We start from the raw sequence: 20,420 nt of genomic DNA on the forward strand, positions 1-20,420 counted from the left end.
TGAACTAATAGAGCTGATGAAGAAGAAGCAACAAAGAAAAGGATAAACGTTAAGCAAACACCATCCAAGTTGGAGGTGTTTGCTTTGTCTTAGGAGCAAATTGCTTTATAATGATAAGTAGTTAAATAAAATCTTAGAATAATAATATAGCTCGAAAGAGTAAGGTGTATAACGGAGGATGAATTGGCAGATGAAAATAGAGTTGGGAAACAGACCGCCCTTTATCGAAGAAGAATTAAAGAAAATGCAGGCGCAGGTATTACCATTGTTAAAGAAAAATTCCACGTTTAGTACATTGTCATTTATGCTGATTATTTTTTCACTAATGAATCTTATTTATCTTATGTTCATGCAGCCATCGGGTACAACATCTAAAGTCAGCATTGGCTTTTTTGCTCTTACAGGAGCGCTGGGAATGGCACTTTCCAAGGAAAGTAAGTTGTTGAATAAGGAAATACTTAAGAACAGCATAGTTTATATAGAAAAAAGAATTCAGTCAGGGAGTTACCTGACTGATCAACGAAAAGCTGCTTACCAAAAACAAATAGCTGAACAACCAGTCTTGGTTATGAAACATTTTATTGAGTTTTTGGCAGAAGAAGAGCGCACTAAAAAAAGAATAAATCCCTAGTAAAAAGAGGCTGTAGCATATACAGCCTCTTTAATGTTATTATTTTATTTTTTGTACGCGGCCTACGTGACCATCCGTCAATCGGACTTTTATACCGTGAGGATGAGAACTTGAATTAGTTAAGATATCCTTAACCGTACCAGTCGTTAGCTTTCCTGTACGCTGGTCTGCTTTTAAGACAATTTCAACCTCAATGCCCGGCTTAATATCCTTGCGATTTTGTCCGTTCATTATACACCGGTCCTTCTATGTTGGTTATTCGGTTTTTTTGGAAGCTGACTTTTCATTTTTTGGGTTTGAACGGGACCCGTATTTAATTTTCCTGCTGAGCCCTGCCCCTTCTTATTAGCGAGCTGCTCCTTGATGGCCTCTTGCAGACTGATTTTCTTTTTTTGTTCTGACATTAAACATTCCTCCTGAACAGGCTTTATCGTATATACAGTATAGCCTATTTTGCAGGTAATATGGAATAAAACATATTCTTGCTAAAAAAAAATAATCATCTGAATTTTTCGCTAATGGGTTTTAAATGGTTACAAGGAAATAAAGGAATTAGCAATATTCGGACATGTTAGCTCTTACATTGTTATGCATTAGGATATACTAGAATAGAGATTTAGAAAAACTCTTCCTTAAAAATTTGCTGTTTATTATTTTTTTGATAAGATATAAACAATTATTCTAAATAACAGAGACAATTATGTAAATAGGAGGATTGTATGAATTTAGTTTACCAGAAAGACTATGGAGTAAAAGAATTTATAAATACAAACAAAGATATATTTAAAGAAAAACTTTTATCAGAAGCAGTAAATGTACGTAGTAAAATTGAAGAAATATTATTAATTGGGAATATTGATTTAATAAATAATGCTAATAAATTGACGATGTATATTGTCGAAGAGAGAGAAGACGAACTGATTAGCTTTGCCAAACAGGAAGGTATCGTTTGGGCAACGCATGCGCTTACTCTATCCTTTAAGTTAGAATGGGTTCATGCAATTAGAAGAACCATTTGGGAATTTTTCTACCATTATAATAATTTTACAGGTCCTTCACAGGACGCAAAACAATTCTTCAACTTGGAAAAGAAAATTAATGATCAAATTGATACGTTTTTAAATACTTTCATTGTCAGTTATTCCGATTACAAGGATAAATTAATTAGAAGGCAGAAAGAAATGGTTGAGGATCTATCCGTACCGATTATTCCAATTACTCGGACGGTGTGTGTTCTCCCATTAATTGGTTCGATTGATTCGTTTAGAACCCAGATAATAGAAGAGAAAATTCTAATGGAAATCGGCCGATTACGGATTCAGACCTTGATTATGGATTTATCGGGAATAGCTAAAATGGAAGCAAACGTTATTGATAACCTCATGAAAATCATTGATGGTACGTCGATGATGGGATGTAAAACGACCATTACTGGGCTCCGGCCGGAAATCGTTCGAGAAGTAGTGAACCTTGGCCTTTCTTTTGACAAAAACGTAGAAACGAAGGGAACCTTACAGCAGGCCTTAAAGGATTATTTAATAATTGACTAATGATGAATAGCAAGGAAAACCAGCTGAGAAAGCTGGTTTTCTTCAGTTTTTAGATAAGATTTGTTGACCAAAGTGGTTATGACGCATAGACTATATATAAACATATGAATACTTGCTCATATATAGATTATGAAGGGAGTCAACATGGATACTAATTATGAATCGAAAAATATAAAAACAATAGAAATTGAAGTTTGCGGCCAGACAGTCATCCATCCGGATGTCATTGAGCAGGTGAAGTCGAAGATGCCTGATCATGAATCGGTCAAAAATCTAGCTGAACTTTTTAAAATTCTTGGAGATCCTACACGAACAAAAATTCTATATGCGCTGTATGACTCCGAAATGTGTGTATGTGATTTAGCTGCTTTATTTTCAATGAGTCAATCATCCATTTCTCATCAGCTGCGGGTGTTAAAACAAGCAAAGCTGGTCAAATATCGTAAAGAGGGGAAAATGGTTTTTTATTCACTTGCAGATAATCATGTGATAACAATCTTTGAACAGGCATTTCAGCATGTAAATGAAGGATAACGTCAGGAGGTGAGGAAATGGCTGAAGCAGGTGTGAAAAAAGAGTATCTTTTAGAAGGATTAGATTGTGCAAATTGTGCAGCTAAAATAGAAAGAAATGTTAGTGGATTAACGGGTGTAACTAATTGTTCCGTTAATTTTGCAACGAAAACGCTGAAGCTTGAGACCGTACCAGATGAAACTGGACAGATTCTCGCTTCTACGGAGAGCATGATTAAAAAACTTGAGCCCGATGTGAAGATGAAGGATAAAAATAAACGTGTCTCGTCTCGGCAAACCTTTTATCTAGAAGGATTGGATTGCGCTAACTGCGCCATGAAAATTGAAAAACAAGCAGGTTTATTATCAGGCGTGTCATCGTCACATGTCGATTTCGTTTCAAAGAAACTTATTTTAGGTACAGAGAATAATTCGGAAGATCTTACTTCTAAGGTTAGCGAGATTGTCAGAAAGCTAGAGCCAGATGTCTTGGTAATCCCCGAGCAGGACTATAAATCAGCGAAGGAAGCAGACGATCATAATCATGGAGCGACAGGCATTATGGTTCTTCTGATGAGAATTGCGGCAAGTGCAGTTTTAACGGCTGCCGCTGTTTTTGCAGAGCTCCCATTTGGTGTAGAAATTAGTTTGTTTATACTTGCCTATATCCTTGTTGGCGGTGATGTACTGCTAAAAGCTGGAAAAAATATATTCCGCGGTCAGGTATTTGATGAGAATTTTCTTATGGCTATCGCAACCTTAGGTGCCTTTGCTATTGGAGAATACCCTGAAGCAGTTGCCGTTATGTTATTTTATCAGGTCGGTGAGTTATTCCAGAGTCTTGCCGTGAATAAATCGCGGCGGTCCATTAGTGCCTTAATGAACATTCGTCCCGAATATGCGAATCTGACAACACAAGATGGCACAGTAAAGGTGTCGCCTGAAGAGGTTCATATTGGTGATTTTATTCTCGTTAAACCTGGTGAGAAATTTCCTTTAGACGGAATCGTAACGTATGGGAATGCTGCTGTTGATACATCCGCAATTACGGGTGAGTCCATTCCTCGGGATGTGGAAGCAGGCAGTGAGGTCTTGGGCGGATTTATTAATAAAGATGGGGTTGTAACGGTAAAGGTCCAGAAAGAATTCAGTGAATCAGCGGTTTCAAAAATCCTTGAACTAGTTGAAAATGCAAGTAGTAAAAAGGCACCGACAGAAAATTTTATTACTAAATTTGCCCGTTATTATACACCGGTTGTTGTAATAACGGCCCTGATACTTGCAGTAATACCGCCCCTATTAATTACAGATGCACTGTTTTCGGATTGGATTTACCGCGCATTAGTATTCCTTGTGATTTCTTGTCCGTGTGCACTTGTCGTTTCTATTCCTCTAGGGTTCTTTGGAGGAATCGGCGGTGCTTCTAAAAAAGGTATTTTGATTAAAGGAAGCAATTATTTAGAAGCATTAAACGATGTAAAATATGTTGTTTTTGATAAAACGGGAACGCTGACTAAAGGTGTTTTCGAAGTGACGGAAATCGCCGCAGCAGCTGGGTTTTCTAACGAAGAACTACTAGAATATGCAGCCTTCGCCGAAGTTCATTCGAGCCACCCTATTGCTTTATCCATAAAAAAAGCATATGGAAAAACAGTAGATGAGAAGATGCTGCAGGACTATCTAGAAGTAGCAGGCCAAGGTATTAAGGTTACTGCTGAAGGACGGGAAATTCTTGCTGGTAACCGCAAATTGATGATTGAAGAGAAAATCGACTTTGTGGAACCAAAAGAAGGTACAGTCGTTTATGTAGCGGTGGATAGAAAATATGCTGGGTACATCTTGATTTCAGATCAGGAAAAAGATGATGCGAAAACAGCGATTCAGCAATTGAAAGCATTAGGCATTAAGAAGACGATTATGTTGACTGGAGATGCAAAACGGCTAGGAGAAGCAGTCGGGAAGAATCTTGGGATTGATGAAGTTTATGCTGAATTGCTTCCGCATCAGAAGGTCGAAGAAATAGAAAAACTATTTGAACGGAAGTCACCGAAGGAAAAATTAATCTTTGTTGGAGATGGAATTAATGATACACCCGTTCTTGCAAGAGCTGATATTGGTATAGCTATGGGAGGACTTGGTTCAGATGCGGCAATTGAAGCAGCAGATATCGTCATTATGACAGATGAACCCTCTAAAATAGCAGATGCACTTAAGCTCGCCAGACGGACCAAAAGAATCGTTTGGCAAAACATCATTTTTGCTTTAGGCGTTAAAGCGATTTTCCTACTCCTTGGCGCATTTGGAATTGCAACCATGTGGGAAGCCGTATTCTCCGATGTAGGAGTAACCGTCCTTGCGGTGCTTAACTCAATGCGTGTACTGAAAGTGAAAAATTAACATAGACATCGAGTGTAGAATCGTTCAGATTTTACACTCGATTTTTTGTTAGTTGCGGATAATAAAAAAATGATTTATAGTATTTACAAGAAAAAAATGGAAATGGAGGGTTTTGTATCAAAAGATTATCTGCCATTTTTTTATCACTTGTAATGATTCTTAGTTTTACATTAATGACAAATGAAACAGCGGACGCCAGACCGACTAAAAATAAATCATATAAAAATTGTATGGCATTAAATAATGTATATAAGGGGGGCGTGGCAAAATCTCGAACAACTAAAAATAAAGGAGCCAAAATAAAAAACAAACCATTTGTCTCTAAAATACTCTATAATAAAAATAAAAATAATGATCGTGATAAAGATGGAATAGCATGTGAACGATAAATACATAGTGAAGAGAGGCGCTTGATGCTCATGTTTGTGTGGGAACAGACAAACATGATGCTTCAAAGCGCCTTTTTTTCTGTCTACAGGGTTCAATGCCATTTCAAGGCTTTTTAGATAATTAGGCATTTTTGTAAAACAACCAGGCGAAAAAACATGATTATGGCCGTATGTACAGGTGGATTATAGCTAGATTTAGAGAAGATTGTGCAGAAGTGAGTGATTGCTGTGCACTTCTGGCTTAAAAGTGTGCAGAAGCAAGTAAAACGTGTGCAGAACAGCCCTAAAACTGTGCAGAAAAACCCAAAAAGTGTGCAAAGCTTTGTGGATCTCTGGGAGAGGTGTCATCAATTGGAGAGAATACTATTTAGAGTTTGGTAAGATTCATTAGGGTTTACGAGTAAAGTGTAAAAGAAAAACGGCCGAGAATTTCTCGGCAGCCGTTGCAGTTAGATCGATATTGGGTAGTCAGTTTACACCGACCGCTGTAAATGCATTTTTGACTGTGGTCGTAGCTGCGCTTGTGGATCCATATAAATCAGATGCAGATTGCACGAGTGCTGCCCGAGCTTGCGAGAAGGTAGACGAAGAGGTCAGATAGACCGTATTCGCGCAAAACGGAAATCAGTTTCAGCTAGCTTTACAGCTTCTGCTGAACTAATTCCCTTTTTAGATTTTTTACCTAATTTGTCTTCAAGATTGGCTTCAACTGTTCCAGAAACAACAGTCAACACTCCTTGATTATCAATAACTGCGGCCTGAATAGATCCCCAAACTGGTACGCCTTCGTATGTCTGCTGCAGCTTTAATAAAGTATTGCCCAGTTCATCTGTACTATGCTTTTGAATGATAAAGGAGTCTTTGGCCTTCTTTTTGCCGCTAAAGCTTGTTGCTGGGGCTTAACCGAAAATAATAAACCAACAGATAATGCCGTTCCTAACAATACTTTACCCTTCATACGTTCAACTCCTCCATTAGATTAATCTATTTTTATATCAATTTTTAAAAATTGACAATCCCTAAAGTCTAGAAAAAAGAGATCTTTTACGCGTTTTTGAATCATAAACATACTATTTAATAGAAGTCTTTCAGTTTAACATTACCGTGGTTATATTTGTTTATTTTTACTATAATTGGTATAAATAGTTATGAAACAAAATACGGTTTTTCAAGTTTCACATGTAAATAGATAGAATAGTAGGATTTAAATAAAGATAGTTGGGAGATATGCGGATTGATGAAAAATAGACTACACCTAGCCAGTTCTATTGTTGTGATCTTTTTTCTAGTAATCTTTGGTAAAGAAGTTAGTGCTGCGAGTAGTAACTCTCAAGGGAAATCGAAACATAAGCCAATAACGATTACGGTTACGGGAGATATTTTATTGGATAAGAGTGTAGGGGAAAAGATTAAAAAGTATGGTGTCGATTACCCATTCAAATCAGTGGGACCGCTTTTGAAGAAAAGTGATCTTACAGCAGGAAATTTAGAAACGTCAGTTACGGTTAGAGGGACCGCTCAACCAAAGCAATTCACGTTCCGCTCTAAGCCGAGGACATTAAAGGGCGTATATAATGCAGGTTTTGACATGGTTAGTTTAGCGAATAACCATACGCTGGATTACGGACAGGTAGGACTTACTGATACAATGGCTAATTTGAAAAAATATAAAATCGGCTATAGCGGCGCAGGAAAGAATGAAAAAGAAGCGTTTCAGGCGTATCAGAAAGTAATCAATGGGAAGAAAATTGCGATTTTGGGCATCAGCAGAGTTCTTCCAGAAACAAGCTGGATGGCAGGAACCTCTAAACCAGGATTGGCAAGCGGTTATTCAACTGAACCGATGATGAAATATGTGAAGAAAGCAGTAAAAAGCTCTGATTATACGATTGTCATGATTCATTGGAACAAAGAAAGTACGGATTATCCGGAGGCTTATGCCCGTGAAATGGCGAAGAAGTTTATTGATGCTGGAGTAGATGCAGTGGTAGGCAGTCATAGTCATACGTTAATGGGAATTGATTATTATAAAAATAAACCAATTTTCTATAGTATGGGTAATTTTGTGTTCACGTCTTCTAGTGCTAAAAGCTCGGAAACAATGATGGCGACTTTAACCTTTGATAATAACAAAGTAGGTATTAAACTTATCCCTGCGAAAATAGTAAATGGACAGCCAAAGCTGATGAACGATGCCTATAATCAGAGCGTGATCAAGAAGTTGAATCGTTTATCGTCCCGTGCGAAGATCTCAAAGAGTGGAAAGGTTAGTAAAAGGTAAGGTCTCTTTTCATCTAAAGATTGGGGTACTAAGAATATAGTAAGAGAGGCAACTAATTATGAAATCTAGGTTAGCCCCATTTAATTCATTAAGAAATCAAATTTCCATAGTCTTTATTCTGGTAATGATTATTGTTTTAGGAATTGTAAGTATTTTAACCTTTAACTTAGTGGGAGTCATGCTAAAAACGAATGCTGAAAAGCAAATCCAACAAACTGCCGTGCAGGCAAATGGGCGATTTGATACGTTATATCAACAAATTGACATGCTGACAAATCAGGTTGTAACAAATGAAACCGTTCAAACGAATATGCAAAAAATAATGAACGGAGAAGAAGTTGAAATCCAACAACGTCAATCTTTAATAAAAGTAGTCAATACATTTCAGGCCTATTCAAATGGTATCCAATCTTTTGAGGTATATACACCTAAAAGAGCCAGGCTGTACCCGTCGAATGGACAAAAATTAAATGTCCGAATCGACCCTAGTTGGATAGAGAAGGCCGATTCTGCAAAAGGACAACTTGTTTGGATTGGGGATGACTTGAAATATCCGGAATCCTTTTTAGCCATACGCAGAATAAGCATAATGAACCAATGGTATTCTGGAGGCGGATATTTGCTCGTTAGAATGGACCGTAATTATTTACAATTTTTAGAGATAGATGGGGAGAGTCAAGGGAACGAGGCCCACATTTTACTAGATAGTATGGACAATCCGATTATTAATAGCTATCAAGGAGATAGTAAGAAGCTTGTTAAGGAGTACCGTCGAACAATCAGCGTCAATGAAAAGGACTTTCTCATCGTTAAGAATACATCAGATATCACGGGCTGGACTCTTTTTATCTTAACACCCGTTGATGCACTTACTAGAGGATTCACTAGTTTAAAGATTGCCATTTTTATATCTGGGATTATTGGCTTTTGCATTTTTTTCGTTTCATCATTCTTTATTTCAACCATGATAACAAAACCAATCTTAAACTTAACTAGAGTCATGAAACACGCGAAAGAGGGTGAACTGGTAACGAATCCAGATACATCAAAAACGGTTGAGATTATGGAATTAAATCATACATATAATCATATGGTCGAAAACACCAATTATTTAATTCAAGTTGTCTATGAAAAGGAAATAATGAGAAGCCGGACAGAATTGGAAGCCTTACAAGCCCAAATAAACCCACATTTCCTATATAACACGCTGAACGCCTTTTACTGGTCGCTCATAGAAAAGGAAGAGGAAGAGCTTGCCGAGAATGTTGTTGCCATGTCAGATCTCTTTCGGTACACGATCAGTCATCCCAAGAAGGATGATTGGGTGACTGTTGGAGAGGAACTAGAACAAATTGAAAGATACATGAAGCTAATGAAAATGCGCTTTGGGAATCGTTTGATTTGGCAGATATCTGCACCAGAGGATAGTTTAAGGGTCGAAATACCAAAACTGATCATTCAACCTCTAGTTGAAAACGCAATTCTACATGGTATTGGGAATAAATTAGGTACGGGTAACGTGTTTGTGAATTTGGAAACGTTTCCAAGTTGTATAAGAATCTCAGTTATAGATGATGGACCAGGGATGAGTAAACAAACAGTTGAAAGTATTCGAGAATCGATTGAGGGAATAACTTCTTCAGTAAAGAAGAATGGAATGGCGCTTGTAAACGTCAATAAAAGACTGCGCCTCTACTACAATGATGACACCGAGGCAGGACTCTCAATAACGAGTCAATTAGGTCTTGGGACCAGCGTTTCTTTTAGAATACCTATTAAAAGGGGCTTTTATGATGGCTGAAAAAAGGATTTTAATTGTAGATGATGAACCGAATACTAGAAAAGGCTTAGCAAAAATGCTCGAAGTCTGGTCAGCGGGGAGATATCAAATCATTCAGGCAGAAAATGGTCAAGAAGCATGGGAAATAATTGAGAAAGAAAAAATTCATTTGTTAATTACGGATATCCGTATGCCTGAAATTACCGGATTAATGTTGGTGGAAGGTTTGAAGAAAGCAGGAAAAAACCTTGTTGTCATTATCATTTCCAGCTATTCAGAATTTAAGTATGCACAGGAAGCGATAAACCTTGGGGTGAAGAACTATTTATTAAAGCCTTTAAATAGACAGAAATTGATTGATGCAGTCGAACAGGCTTTGGTAGACGAAGAAAGAATAGAAAGAAATGGAGTTATTGAAAAAGTTATCGACGAACATCTCTTTCATATTGAAGTTAAAAATGATCAAATACGCTTACCGATAAAAGAAGCTTGTCAGTATATAAATGATCACCTAAACGAACCTCTGAGCCTGAGGGATGTATCACAATCCGTTCATTTAAACTCGAGTTATTTTAGTTTCCTGTTTAAAGAACAGATGAATGTGACCTTTAGTGAATATGTGACGCGGAAACGGCTGCAAGCCGCTAAGAAATTACTTATGTGTACAGATTTACAAATAGCCAATATATCGGCTGCAGTAGGATACAAAACGGATAAATACTTTATAAAATTGTTTAAAGAATACGAAGGAATGACTCCCAGTAAATATCGCAAAAATGTATGATGAGGGCCTAAAAATAGTGGGGTTTTCCCCAATCGTTGTGTCCTTACCCTTAACTAGTATTGATGGTAAACTTTGAGTGTAAGCAATTCAAGGGGGGATTAAAGATGAATAAGAAAGCGCATACATTATTATTAGCGCTCATGTTAACGGTATTTTCAATACTTACTGGCTGTTCTAGTTCAGAAGAAACAAATGGAGATACGAAGAAGACGATAAAATTCATGCATCTTTGGCCTGCAGGAAGCGCAAAACAGCAAAATAAAATTTTAACTGACATTATTAAACAATATGAGACAGACCACAAGGATATAAAGGTGGAAGTAGAAGTTCTAGACAATGAACAATATAAAAATAAAATTAAAGTTTTATCTTCTTCCAACGAGCTTCCAGATGTAGGCTTTACTTGGGCAGCTGGTTATTTAGAACCCTTTGTAAAAGGTGAATTATTTGCTCCTCTCGATGACGTTCTAGACGGTGGATTAAAGGAATCATTTGTTGCGGGTACTACTGAAGCCTATGCGATTGAAGGAAAAACATATGGACTTCCGCTGGAATTAAATATTGCACCAATTTACTATAATAAGAGTATTTTTGCTAAATATAATTTAGAAGTTCCTGAAACATATGAAGAGTTTGAAACTATTGTGAAAACACTTGCTGCAAAAGGAGTGCCACCAATAGCGCTTGGTAATAAGGACCGCTGGACAGGGTCGCTGTGGTATATGTATCTGGCTGATAGAATCGGCGGATCAGAAGTGTTAACAAAAGCCATTGATCGTACAGGGTCATTTGAAGATCCAGCACTTAAAACAGCGGCTGAAAAAATTCAAAACCTAGTTGATGAAAAAGGATTTATTAAAGGCTTTAATGGCCTGTCAAATGATGAAGGTAAATCAGAATTCATGAATGAAAAGGCCGCTATGTATTTAATGGGCTCATGGGAACTGCCAAATTTCACGACAAATGAAGAAATAGCTCAAGAGTTTAAGGATAATATCGGATACTTTAAGTTTCCTGTTGTTGAAGGTGGAAAAGGGGACATTAACAGCTGGGTTGGCGGACCAGGCGTAGGAATGTTCGTTTCTGAAAATTCAAAGGTAAAAGATGATGCAAAAGATTTTGTTAAATTCTTCGTTGAAAAATGGGGAGAGCAATCGGTGACCAATGCTGGGGTAATACCTGCGACAAAAGTTGATACAGCAAAGGTTGACCTTCCTAAATTGTATATTGATGTATTAACTGACTTGAATAATTCCAGCAATCTAACACTCTTTGCTGATGTACAAATGAATGCATCTGTAGCAGAGACTCATTTAAATCTAATCCAGTCACTGTTCGGCAAGGAAGTTACACCTGATGATTATGTAAAACAGCATGAGGAAGCTCTATCTAAGGAATAAGCTGACGGCAGGCAAATAGAAGAAAGGACATGCCGCAATATAGAGGGATGTCCTTTCTTTTTCTAAAAACAGGAACGTATGTTTCGTTAAAGGAGTTGAATGATTGTGAATAATGTGATGTCAAATAAGAAAATTATTGCGATTTACGTACTCCCAGCACTCGTGTTAATCCTCGCATTAATATATGTTCCTATTGTTCTAACTGGTTACTACGGGTTGATGAAATGGGATGGAATCGGAAAGATGGATTTTATTGGTCTTACTAATTATACCACCCTAATTAAGGATCCAAAATTTTGGGGTAGTGCTTACCATTCATTTTTACTAGCCTTATTTTCAGCAATCAGCTTAATTGGTTACTTACTGATTTCAATCATACTGGCTGGGAAAATTAAGGGCGCAGATTTTTTTAGGAAAATATATTTAATTCCCATGTTACTTGCATCAGTAGCTATTGCCCAGTTATGGTTAAAGATTTATCATCCTACGAATGGAATCTTAAATAATTTATTGACATCTTTAGGGGTAGAAAATACGCCGGAATGGCTTGCGGACCCGAAAATTGCTTTGTTTGCTATTTTCATTCCGATCATATGGCAATATGCTGGATTTTATATATTGATCTATTATGCAGCACTTAAAAATATTCCCGAAACATTAATTGAAGCAGCGAAGATTGATGGAGCAAGTGCCTGGCAAATTGCTGTGAAAATTAAGCTGCCTCTGATTATGAACGTAATCAAAGTTACGATTGTTCTTGCTGTCGTTGGTTCTTTAAAATATTTCGATTTGATTTATGTCATGACCGGTGGGGGACCAAATGGTTCTAGTGAAGTAATGGCTTCTTATATGTATCATCAAGCATTTAGAGGATTTGACTTCGGATATGGAAGTGCCATTGGATTTTTCCTATTAATTATTTGTCTGGTGGTTACATGGGTGATCACGAAGCTTACCGCTTCTAACGAAGACGTGAATTATTAACTGGAAGGAAGGAGGAAACACGATGAGCAGTTTACAAACCAAACCAAGTGCACTACCTGGTAAAAAAACAAGCAACCCTTTATCAGGAGTAGGAAGTAAAGCTGCATATAGTCTGTTATATGTAGTATTAATCATTCTAGCGATTTTTCAAATTTTCCCTATCGTTTGGCTGTTTCTTTTTTCTCTAAAAAACAATCAGGAAGTATTTAATATGTCTCCGTTGTCTTTTCCAGCAGATCCAAAATGGGAAAATTATGTGCGGGTGTGGACAGAAGGAAATATCAGTCAATATTTTCTTAATAGTGTTGTGTATACCGTATCTGCCGTAGTCTTAACGGTATTATTAGCGAGTATGGTGACTTTTGCAATAACACGTATGAACTGGAAATTGAATAAACTCGTTCTGGGTTTATTTATGGTCGGACTAATGATTCCCGTTCATTCAACCTTGATTCCTCTTTTCAATACATTTTCTAAACTTAATCTGATTGATAATCCGCTATCAATCATTTTGTCATACACAGCTTTTAACTTGCCGATTACGATTATGATCTTATTGGGCTTTTATCAAACACTACCGAAAGAGGTTGAAGAAGCTGCTGTAATGGACGGGGCGTCTGTTCACCGAATCTTTTTCCGGATTTCCTTACCCATGTCGATGCCAGTCATGGCAACAGCAGGCATTATCAACATGATTTATAACTGGAATGAATTTGTTTTTGTTAATACGTTTATTAGTTCAGAGAAGTATAAAACGTTAACCGTCGGCATCCAAAATTTTATTGGTCAATATACCACAGATTGGGGAGCAATCGGTGCAACGTTGATGATCAGTATTCTCCCAATATTACTAGCCTTTTTAGTAATGAGCAACCGGATTGTTGAAGGAATCGCAGCGGGATCTGTTAAAGGATAGGAAACATCAACTTAAAGAAAGTGGTGAAAAGAATGCCTGAAAACCTTTTTTTTAATGCACATCATTCTCCTATTGGCGCTTTTTCAAGTTTTACCTTAGGCTTTCCAGGAAACGGGGGAGGTTTTGATTTAGAGTTAGGCCGGTCACCGCGGCAGAATGTTTTTATTGGAGCAGAATCTCTTTCTAAGGAAGGGATGTATGAGACATTTCCGTTTTTCTCTCTTCCTGATGAAGATGAAAGTAAGAGATATGATATCGAAAATCCTGATCCTAATCCTGATAAACCACGAATTCTGAGTCCTTTTCCCAAAGACGAGATTACACGTGACTTCAAGCTTGGGACAGATACATGGGCTGCAGGAGATATGACCTTTACCATCTACTCGCAGGCGAAAGCGGTTCCAAATCCAGAGACAGCAAGTGAAGAGGAATTGAAACAGACACTTGTTCCAGCTGTTCTTGCAGAGTTTACGATTGATAACACAGGAAGCTCAAAGCCGCGGCGAGCCTTTTTTGGATACCAGGGCACCGATCCCTATAGCTCAATGCGGCGTCTTGATGAAGCGTCCTCAGGTGTAAGGGGAGTTGCACAGGGACGATTAACAGCGATAGCTACGAATGATTCTAGTGTGAAATCTGCGCAGCACTTTAGTTTAGAGAATATTTTAACGGAAACACAAGAAGAAAATTGGACATTCGGTTTGGGTTCGGTCGGATCACTGATTATGGACGTGCCTGCGGGGGTATCTCGTACCTATCAATTCGCATTATGCTTTTATCGCGGGGGACTTGTCACAGCAGGCATGGATAGCTCCTATTATTATAGTAAATACTTTTCTTCTATAGAGGATGTTGCCTCCTATACACTGGATCATTTCCAACTGTTAAGGGATTCAGCTATCGAGGCAAATCAATTAACAGAGAGCGCGCATTTATCTGATGATCAAACCTTTATGCTGAATCATTCCATTCGCAGTTATTATGGAGCAACGCAGCTCCTCGATACTGAAGATAAGCCTTTCTGGGTAGTTAATGAAGGTGAATATAGGATGATGAATACATTTGACTTGACCGTCGATCAATTATTTTTTGAATTAAAGATGAATCCTTGGACAGTAAAAAATGAGCTTGATATGTTTGTTAATCGGTTTAGCTACCACGATCGAGTGAGATTTCCCGGTGAGGAAAAAGAATATGATGGAGGAATATCTTTCACCCATGACATGGGCGTAGCGAATACCATTTCTAGGCCAAAGTACTCTTCCTATGAGTTATACAGCATTGACGGGTGCTTCTCCCATATGACTCATGAACAGCTTGTTAACTGGATTCTTTGTGCTTCCGTCTATACGGAGCAAACGAAGGATCATGATTGGTTACAACGTAATATGGAAGTCTTGGAAGCTTGTTTTCAAAGTATGCTTAATCGAGATCATCCTGAGCCGAACAAAAGAAATGGAATTATGGGTCTGGATTCATCAAGAGTCATGGGTGGTGCAGAAATCACAACCTATGACAGTCTGGATGTTTCACTTGGGCAGGCACGTAATAACTTGTATCTAGCAGGTAAATGCTGGGCTGCCTATATTGCACTTGAAAAGTTGTTTATTGAAAATGACCTTCCTGAACTCAGTAGGATTGCTGGTGAACAAGCAGAGAAATGTTCGGAAACTATGGTCAGTTATATGACCCCATCTGGATATATTCCAGCAATTCTTGGTGAAGGAAATGATTCGAAAATTATCCCGGCTATCGAAGGGCTTGTGTTTCCCTACTATATGAACTGCCAGGAAGCTTTGGAAGAAAACGGTCGATTCGGTCCGTATATTCAGGCGCTGAAACAGCACTTTGAGACGATTATGTCAGAAGAAAATTGTCTGTTTGAGGATGGAGGCTGGAAAATCTCCTCGACTAGCAATAATTCATGGCTGAGTAAAATTTATTTGTGTCAATTTATCGCTAGAGAAATACTAGGCGAAGGTTGGGACGAGGCGGGTGCTAGAGCGGATAAAGCCCATGTAGAATGGCTGACGCACCCTGAATTATCAATATGGAGCTGGAGTGATCAGATTATTTCGGGCGAAATTTCTGGTAGTAAATATTATCCTAGAGGTGTTACCAGCATTCTTTGGCTGGATGAAGCCTAAAGGATGGAGGAGGTGACATCAATGGATCGAATAACAGCAGGTAGTTTTTATACTCTTTGCAGCTGGGTCACAAAAATAGCTTATGTTAATCTATTATGGATCGTTTTTTCTGTAGCAGGCCTTCTATTACTTGGGATCATGCCAGCGACCATTGCTATTTGTACCGTAGTAAGAAAATGGTTTTTGAAGGATCCTGAATTTGCGATATTCCCTGTCTTTGTGTCCACATATAAACAAGAATTTTTTTCAGCAAATAAACTCGGATTTATACTGTTGTTAACGGCTGGTTTTTTACTTGCTGATGTTCTTTTTTTGCAAAGTGTCGGTGGATTGATTCAGGTGATTTTTACGGTTCCACTTATTATTGTAATCTTCCTGCTTACTGCTATAATCCTGTACGTTTTTCCGGTTTACGTACATTTTGAACAATCCTTCTTTTTGCAAATTAAAAATGCACTGCTGATAGCCATTGTGAATCCATTGCACCTTTTCTTGATGATGATTACCATATGTGCAGTAGGTGTTATCTATTGGCTGCTGCCCAGCTTAATCCCGTTTTTTGGAATATCGTTGATTACAGTGCTCGTGATGTTCTTCGCATTAAAGAGCTTTGCCTCTCTTGAAAGTCGTCAAAAGGAATCGATTTAAAAAACGATAAGTGAAAATAAAAAGACTCCTAGTGAGTCTTTTTTGTTTAACTAAATGAATATATAGGGTAATTATTTAGTTTATCGTTCTGAATATGAAAGCAAATTAAAGGAGAACTTTAAAAAACATAAGTAAATTATTGTAAAATTGGTAAAAACCATATATAATACAATTAACAATTAGTTAATCATTAATGGAAAGGATAGAGGTGATTTTTTGCTGGATGAATTTATTGATCCTAAAGAAGCTTTAAAAGAATACGACGTGAAAAAATATCGTACGCCTGACGGATATACAAGTGATATTGCCATTTTTACAATCACTCATGACGAAGCAACAGTTTTTGGCCGTTCGTTAAGGATTCTTCTTATAAAAAGATCTCTTTCTAATGTTGATGGTACACCCAATATTGAGGGAGGCAAGTGGGCGTTGCCAGGGGGATTTATTGATCCGCATGAAACAGCCATTGAAGCGGCGGCACGTGAGTTAGCGGAGGAGACAGACATCCGAGGTCTTCATTTAAAGCATTTTGGTGTGTATGACAGGGAAGGTCGTGATCCAAGGGGCTGGATGATTACCAATGCTCATTATGCAGTCGTACCTGAACATCTTTTAGAGGATCGAAAGGCTGGAGATGATGCGGCAGACGTCAAAATACTTGAGGTAAGTAAGGCCCTTAATCAGGAACTTGCTTTTGACCACAGGTATATTATTGAGGATGCATTGGCGCAAATTCGATTGGATATGGTACAAACGACGCTGGCAAAAGAGTTTCTACCAGACGAATTTACGTTATCTGAACTACGTAATGTTATTCTTTGTACTGCCGGAGATATTGTGAATGAAGTGGTAAAGTCTGAACCCTTTTTCTGGAGAAAAGCACCTAAATTTCCGTTTCTTGAGGCAGTTCTTAATGAAGACAACAGTCATAAAACGACACAAAGAAATTCTAAATTTAAAACAAAGCTCTACCGTTTTACAGATTATATTCCTATAAAGAGTATCTATAAGTAAGAGGGTTATATAGATTAAACCATTTTTTTATCTAAAAGGAGTGTCGGGCTATGAATAAAAAAGCGTTGATTAATATTGATTACACGAATGATTTTGTGAATGGTGCCCTTCCTGTAGGAAAACCAGGTGAAGCAATAGAAGAGAAAGTTGTATCATTGACGAAAGAATTTCTGGATACGGAAAATTATGTTGTGCTTGCTATTGGTGTTCATGTGAAGGATGATCCATTTCATCCTGAAACGAAATTATTCCCTCCACATAACCTAGCTGGAACACACGGACGTGAATTATATGGTGGTTTAGCGGAATTCTATGAAGAGAATAAGAATTCCGAAAAGGTCTTATATATGGACAAAACTCGTTATTCTGCGTTTGCTGGGACCAATCTGGATATCTGGCTTCGTGAACGCGGTGTCACAGATCTTCATTTAATCGGTGTCTGCACGGATATTTGCGTCCTGCATACGGCGGTCGATGCCTATAATAAAGGCTATAAGATTACAGTTCATAAAGATGCTGTGGCAAGTTTTAATCAAGCAGGACACGAATGGGCATTGGGGCATTTTAAAGGCAGTCTGGGAGCAACTATTCTTTAAGTGGGAGAGGGGAAAGTCATGAAACAATACAATGATGATGGATGGGCATTGCATACAGATTTATACCAAATTAATATGGCAGAAACGTATTGGAAAGATAATATTCATCAAAGAAAAGCTGTTTTTGAACTCTATTTTCGTAAGCTTCCGTTTGGAAATGGCTATGCCATTTTTGCTGGACTAGAAAAAGTAATTGAGTATATTAAGAAATTCCATTTTACCGATAGTGATATAGCGTATCTAAAGGATGAACTTCACTATTCAGAAGAATTCTTAGCCTATCTTAAAGAGATGACCTTCACCGGTACGATTAAAGCGATGTCGGAAGGGGAGCTGGTCTTTGGGAACGAGCCTATATTACGTGTGGAAGCACCCCTTGCTGAAGCGCAGATAATTGAAACAGCCTTGCTGAATATTATCAACTATCAAACGTTGATTGCTACTAAGGCATCAAGAATTAAACAGGTTATTGGGACGGAAACAGCGATGGAATTTGGAAGCCGAAGAGCTCAGGAAATGGATGCTGCTATTTGGGGAACACGTGCGGCCTTTATCGGCGGTTTTGATGCAACGAGTAATGTTCGCGCGGGTAAACAGTTTGGCATCCCCGTCGCTGGTACCCATGCGCATGCATTAGTTCAGGCCTATCAAGATGAATACAAGGCTTTTCACAAGTATGCTGAAACCCATAAAGACTGTGTTTTTTTAGTAGACACCTATGATACCTTAAAATCGGGTGTACCAACCGCTATTAAAGTAGCCAAGGAACTAGGAGATGCGATTAATTTCAAAGGGATACGTTTGGACAGCGGCGACCTTGCTTATTTATCTAAGGAAGCTCGAAAAATGTTGGATGATGCAGGCTTCCCCGATGCGAAAATTACCGCATCTAATGATTTAGACGAATATACCATCATTAATTTGAAGTCTCAGGGCGCACGAATAGACAACTGGGGAATCGGTACGAAACTAATTACAGCATACGATCAACCGGCGCTTGGAGCTGTCTATAAACTGGTATCGATTGAGAATGAAAATGGAACCATGATCGATACAATAAAGATTTCTGGTAATCCAGAGAAAGTCACCACACCCGGTCTTAAGCGTGTCTACCGAATTATAAATAGCAGCAGCGGAAAAGCAGAAGGTGATTATATTGCACTTGAGGAGGAAAACCCACAAGAAGAAGAGCGCTTGAAAATGTTCCATCCTGTTCACACCTATGTAAGTAAATTTGTAACCAATTTTATAGCAAAAGAACTTCATAAGGACATATTTATCAAAGGAGAGCTGGTTTACAAACTACCGGACCTTAAAGCTGCTCAACAATATACCTTTGAGAATCTTGAACTGTTATGGAATGAATACAAGCGCTCCTTGCATCCTGAAGAGTATCCGGTCGATTTGAGTCAAAAATGCTGGGACAATAAAATGAAAAACATTGAAGAAGTTAAACAAAAGGTTCAAGAGGGTCTGCAAGTAAAATAATCTTGTAGGGGGAGAAGCAATGGGCAAAATAGGAATATACGGATCATCCTTTGATCCGGTCACTAATGTCCATTTATGGACAGCGTCTACGATCGCTAATCGAGCGAAGCTTGACCGTGTCATTTTCCTTCCATGTGCCAGTAACCGAATTGATAAGCAGATGAAAACAAGTAATGAACATCGTTGGAACTTGCTTCAAATGGCGATCGCAGATAATCATAAATTTGAAGCCAGTGATTATGAAATGAACGAGCTTGCCGGTACAAGTAAGCAGTACACTTGGTACACGATGGAGTATTTTACAGAGGTATACCCCAATGATGAGCTATATTTCATCATGGGAGCAGATCTCCTTGTTGAGATAGACAATCAAGACCTGCCCATTCATAAACGCTGGAAACATCGAGAAAAGCTGATAGCTAATCATAAATTTATCGTCATGGCCCGAGATGGGATTGATATGTTAAAAGCTATCTCTAAAAGTCCACTGCTTCGCAATGCCGATGACGGCAGGAAGTTTCATCTAATCGATAAAGGTTTGCAAATGGAAATCAGCAGCTCTTATATCCGCGATGAACTGGCTGCTGGAGGCGAACCAAGATACCTTCTACCTGATGAATGTTACCAATATATAATGGATCATGGATTGTATCAGAAAGAACGATTGTAGGTGTACATTCATAATCAAGCTGTCGAGATTCTCGACGGCTTTTTTCTGTGTTGCCACACCAAGCCTTCCGCAGACAAAATAGCTTCAGCGCACAGAAATATTCTGTTTCGCACAAAAGAGATGCCTAGAGGAAAGAAAACCCCTAAGCAACACGTGAATAAAAGGCAGTTTGGATGGGGGAAAAAGTGTTTCTTTCCTTTACGACACATAGAAGTCAGTAAGAAAGAAAAATG

Annotated in this window: 21 protein-coding genes and 1 pseudogene; 17 read left to right on the plus strand and 5 right to left on the minus strand. The window is 38.2% G+C overall.

The window, feature by feature from the left end; translation table 11 throughout:
• Positions 1-190: 190 nt before the first annotated feature.
• Positions 191-631, plus strand: coding sequence for a DUF5392 family protein (locus tag AC52RT_RS11640; RefSeq protein WP_495540896.1), 441 nt, complete (start codon positions 191-193; stop codon positions 629-631).
• 39 nt (positions 632-670) lie between these two features.
• Here AC52RT_RS11640 and AC52RT_RS11645 read toward each other — a convergent pair whose 3' ends face one another.
• Both AC52RT_RS11645 and AC52RT_RS11650 read right to left on the minus strand, forming a co-directional pair.
• Positions 671-862 (minus strand): YwbE family protein, encoded by a 192-nt coding sequence (locus AC52RT_RS11645; RefSeq protein WP_495540897.1) that lies wholly within the window; start codon positions 860-862, stop codon positions 671-673.
• On the minus strand, positions 862-1,035 hold the full coding sequence (locus tag AC52RT_RS11650; protein WP_169732075.1) for a hypothetical protein: 174 nt from the start codon (positions 1,033-1,035) through the stop codon (positions 862-864). The genes AC52RT_RS11645 and AC52RT_RS11650 overlap by 1 nt, the downstream gene beginning before the upstream one ends.
• Before the next feature lie 315 nt (positions 1,036-1,350).
• On the opposite strand from AC52RT_RS11650, the gene AC52RT_RS11655 reads away from it, so the two are divergent.
• The 4 genes from AC52RT_RS11655 to AC52RT_RS11670 all read left to right on the plus strand — a co-directional run bounded on the left by AC52RT_RS11655 (position 1,351) and on the right by AC52RT_RS11670 (position 5,479).
• Entirely contained in the window at positions 1,351-2,181 is an 831-nt protein-coding gene (locus AC52RT_RS11655) for an STAS domain-containing protein (protein ID WP_495540898.1), read from the plus strand.
• Positions 2,182-2,325: 144 nt separating this feature from the next.
• Complete coding sequence (locus AC52RT_RS11660; protein WP_495540899.1) at positions 2,326-2,715, plus strand: ArsR/SmtB family transcription factor; 390 nt, start codon at positions 2,326-2,328, stop codon at positions 2,713-2,715.
• Between the two features lie 17 nt (positions 2,716-2,732).
• The gene (locus tag AC52RT_RS11665) at positions 2,733-5,090 is read left to right on the plus strand and encodes a heavy metal translocating P-type ATPase (RefSeq protein WP_495540900.1); all 2,358 of its coding nucleotides are present in this window, start codon (positions 2,733-2,735) and stop codon (positions 5,088-5,090) included.
• A gap of 152 nt (positions 5,091-5,242) precedes the next feature.
• Positions 5,243-5,479 carry an excalibur calcium-binding domain-containing protein gene (locus AC52RT_RS11670; RefSeq protein WP_495540901.1) on the plus strand — a complete coding sequence of 79 codons (237 nt, stop codon included), beginning with the start codon at positions 5,243-5,245 and terminating at the stop codon, positions 5,477-5,479.
• Positions 5,480-5,947: 468 nt separating this feature from the next.
• Here the strand turns inward: AC52RT_RS11670 and AC52RT_RS11675 are convergent.
• The 3 genes and pseudogenes from AC52RT_RS11675 to AC52RT_RS11685 form a co-directional block, all read right to left on the minus strand.
• Positions 5,948-6,091 (minus strand): annotated as a pseudogene (locus AC52RT_RS11675) (M4 family metallopeptidase); the annotation flags it as partial.
• Positions 6,073-6,330, minus strand: coding sequence for a hypothetical protein (locus AC52RT_RS11680; protein ID WP_495540922.1), 258 nt, complete (start codon positions 6,328-6,330; stop codon positions 6,073-6,075). The gene AC52RT_RS11680 and the pseudogene AC52RT_RS11675, both read right to left, overlap by 19 nt.
• On the minus strand, positions 6,285-6,437 hold the full coding sequence (locus tag AC52RT_RS11685) for a hypothetical protein (protein ID WP_495540902.1): 153 nt from the start codon (positions 6,435-6,437) through the stop codon (positions 6,285-6,287). Before AC52RT_RS11685 ends, AC52RT_RS11680 begins: the two co-directional genes overlap by 46 nt.
• A gap of 279 nt (positions 6,438-6,716) precedes the next feature.
• Between AC52RT_RS11685 and AC52RT_RS11690 the strand changes: the two genes are divergently transcribed.
• The 12 genes from AC52RT_RS11690 (at position 6,717) to nadD (ending at position 20,187) form a co-directional block, all read left to right on the plus strand.
• The gene (locus tag AC52RT_RS11690) at positions 6,717-7,760 is read left to right on the plus strand and encodes a CapA family protein (protein ID WP_495540903.1); all 1,044 of its coding nucleotides are present in this window, start codon (positions 6,717-6,719) and stop codon (positions 7,758-7,760) included.
• Positions 7,761-7,818: 58 nt separating this feature from the next.
• A complete protein-coding gene (locus AC52RT_RS11695; RefSeq protein ID WP_495540904.1) occupies positions 7,819-9,561 on the plus strand; it encodes a sensor histidine kinase in 1,743 nt (580 codons plus the stop codon).
• Positions 9,551-10,324 carry a response regulator transcription factor gene (locus AC52RT_RS11700; RefSeq protein WP_495540905.1) on the plus strand — a complete coding sequence of 258 codons (774 nt, stop codon included), beginning with the start codon at positions 9,551-9,553 and terminating at the stop codon, positions 10,322-10,324. The genes AC52RT_RS11695 and AC52RT_RS11700 overlap by 11 nt, the downstream gene beginning before the upstream one ends.
• A 104-nt stretch (positions 10,325-10,428) precedes the next feature.
• Positions 10,429-11,724, plus strand: coding sequence for an extracellular solute-binding protein (locus AC52RT_RS11705; RefSeq protein WP_495540906.1), 1,296 nt, complete (start codon positions 10,429-10,431; stop codon positions 11,722-11,724).
• 105 nt (positions 11,725-11,829) lie between these two features.
• The gene (locus AC52RT_RS11710) at positions 11,830-12,708 is read left to right on the plus strand and encodes a carbohydrate ABC transporter permease (protein ID WP_495540907.1); all 879 of its coding nucleotides are present in this window, start codon (positions 11,830-11,832) and stop codon (positions 12,706-12,708) included.
• A 22-nt stretch (positions 12,709-12,730) separates the two neighbouring features.
• Positions 12,731-13,624, plus strand: coding sequence for a carbohydrate ABC transporter permease (locus AC52RT_RS11715; protein WP_475728089.1), 894 nt, complete (start codon positions 12,731-12,733; stop codon positions 13,622-13,624).
• A 32-nt stretch (positions 13,625-13,656) separates the two neighbouring features.
• The gene (locus AC52RT_RS11720) at positions 13,657-15,771 is read left to right on the plus strand and encodes a glycoside hydrolase family 52 protein (protein WP_495540908.1); all 2,115 of its coding nucleotides are present in this window, start codon (positions 13,657-13,659) and stop codon (positions 15,769-15,771) included.
• 21 nt (positions 15,772-15,792) lie between these two features.
• Positions 15,793-16,419, plus strand: coding sequence for a YesL family protein (locus AC52RT_RS11725; protein WP_495540909.1), 627 nt, complete (start codon positions 15,793-15,795; stop codon positions 16,417-16,419).
• Between the two features lie 216 nt (positions 16,420-16,635).
• On the plus strand, positions 16,636-17,433 hold the full coding sequence (locus AC52RT_RS11730) for an NUDIX domain-containing protein (protein WP_495540910.1): 798 nt from the start codon (positions 16,636-16,638) through the stop codon (positions 17,431-17,433).
• Between the two features lie 50 nt (positions 17,434-17,483).
• On the plus strand, positions 17,484-18,029 hold the full coding sequence (locus tag AC52RT_RS11735; RefSeq protein ID WP_495540911.1) for a cysteine hydrolase family protein: 546 nt from the start codon (positions 17,484-17,486) through the stop codon (positions 18,027-18,029).
• A gap of 18 nt (positions 18,030-18,047) precedes the next feature.
• Positions 18,048-19,517: a nicotinate phosphoribosyltransferase gene (locus AC52RT_RS11740; RefSeq protein ID WP_495540912.1), complete on the plus strand. Its 1,470-nt coding sequence runs from the start codon at positions 18,048-18,050 to the stop codon at positions 19,515-19,517.
• A gap of 19 nt (positions 19,518-19,536) precedes the next feature.
• Positions 19,537-20,187 carry a nicotinate (nicotinamide) nucleotide adenylyltransferase gene (nadD, locus tag AC52RT_RS11745; protein WP_495540913.1) on the plus strand — a complete coding sequence of 217 codons (651 nt, stop codon included), beginning with the start codon at positions 19,537-19,539 and terminating at the stop codon, positions 20,185-20,187.
• Positions 20,188-20,420 lie beyond the last annotated feature (233 nt).

Source organism: Peribacillus sp. (assembly GCF_059453735.1).

Excerpts from the sequence above, each read along its gene's own strand:
- AC52RT_RS11640 (WP_495540896.1), top strand. The coding sequence starts at position 191 with ATGAAAATAGAGTTGGGAAACAGACCGCCCTTTATCGAAGAAGAATTA.
- AC52RT_RS11645 (WP_495540897.1), bottom strand. The coding sequence starts at position 862 with ATGAACGGACAAAATCGCAAGGATATTAAGCCGGGCATTGAGGTTGAA.
- AC52RT_RS11650 (WP_169732075.1), bottom strand. The coding sequence starts at position 1,035 with ATGTCAGAACAAAAAAAGAAAATCAGTCTGCAAGAGGCCATCAAGGAG.
- AC52RT_RS11655 (WP_495540898.1), top strand. The coding sequence starts at position 1,351 with ATGAATTTAGTTTACCAGAAAGACTATGGAGTAAAAGAATTTATAAAT.
- AC52RT_RS11660 (WP_495540899.1), top strand. The coding sequence starts at position 2,326 with ATGGATACTAATTATGAATCGAAAAATATAAAAACAATAGAAATTGAA.
- AC52RT_RS11665 (WP_495540900.1), top strand. The coding sequence starts at position 2,733 with ATGGCTGAAGCAGGTGTGAAAAAAGAGTATCTTTTAGAAGGATTAGAT.
- AC52RT_RS11670 (WP_495540901.1), top strand. The coding sequence starts at position 5,243 with ATGATTCTTAGTTTTACATTAATGACAAATGAAACAGCGGACGCCAGA.
- AC52RT_RS11685 (WP_495540902.1), bottom strand. The coding sequence starts at position 6,437 with ATGAAGGGTAAAGTATTGTTAGGAACGGCATTATCTGTTGGTTTATTA.
- AC52RT_RS11690 (WP_495540903.1), top strand. The coding sequence starts at position 6,717 with ATGAAAAATAGACTACACCTAGCCAGTTCTATTGTTGTGATCTTTTTT.
- AC52RT_RS11695 (WP_495540904.1), top strand. The coding sequence starts at position 7,819 with ATGAAATCTAGGTTAGCCCCATTTAATTCATTAAGAAATCAAATTTCC.
- AC52RT_RS11700 (WP_495540905.1), top strand. The coding sequence starts at position 9,551 with ATGATGGCTGAAAAAAGGATTTTAATTGTAGATGATGAACCGAATACT.
- AC52RT_RS11705 (WP_495540906.1), top strand. The coding sequence starts at position 10,429 with ATGAATAAGAAAGCGCATACATTATTATTAGCGCTCATGTTAACGGTA.
- AC52RT_RS11715 (WP_475728089.1), top strand. The coding sequence starts at position 12,731 with ATGAGCAGTTTACAAACCAAACCAAGTGCACTACCTGGTAAAAAAACA.
- AC52RT_RS11720 (WP_495540908.1), top strand. The coding sequence starts at position 13,657 with ATGCCTGAAAACCTTTTTTTTAATGCACATCATTCTCCTATTGGCGCT.
- AC52RT_RS11725 (WP_495540909.1), top strand. The coding sequence starts at position 15,793 with ATGGATCGAATAACAGCAGGTAGTTTTTATACTCTTTGCAGCTGGGTC.
- AC52RT_RS11735 (WP_495540911.1), top strand. The coding sequence starts at position 17,484 with ATGAATAAAAAAGCGTTGATTAATATTGATTACACGAATGATTTTGTG.
- AC52RT_RS11740 (WP_495540912.1), top strand. The coding sequence starts at position 18,048 with ATGAAACAATACAATGATGATGGATGGGCATTGCATACAGATTTATAC.
- nadD (WP_495540913.1), top strand. The coding sequence starts at position 19,537 with ATGGGCAAAATAGGAATATACGGATCATCCTTTGATCCGGTCACTAAT.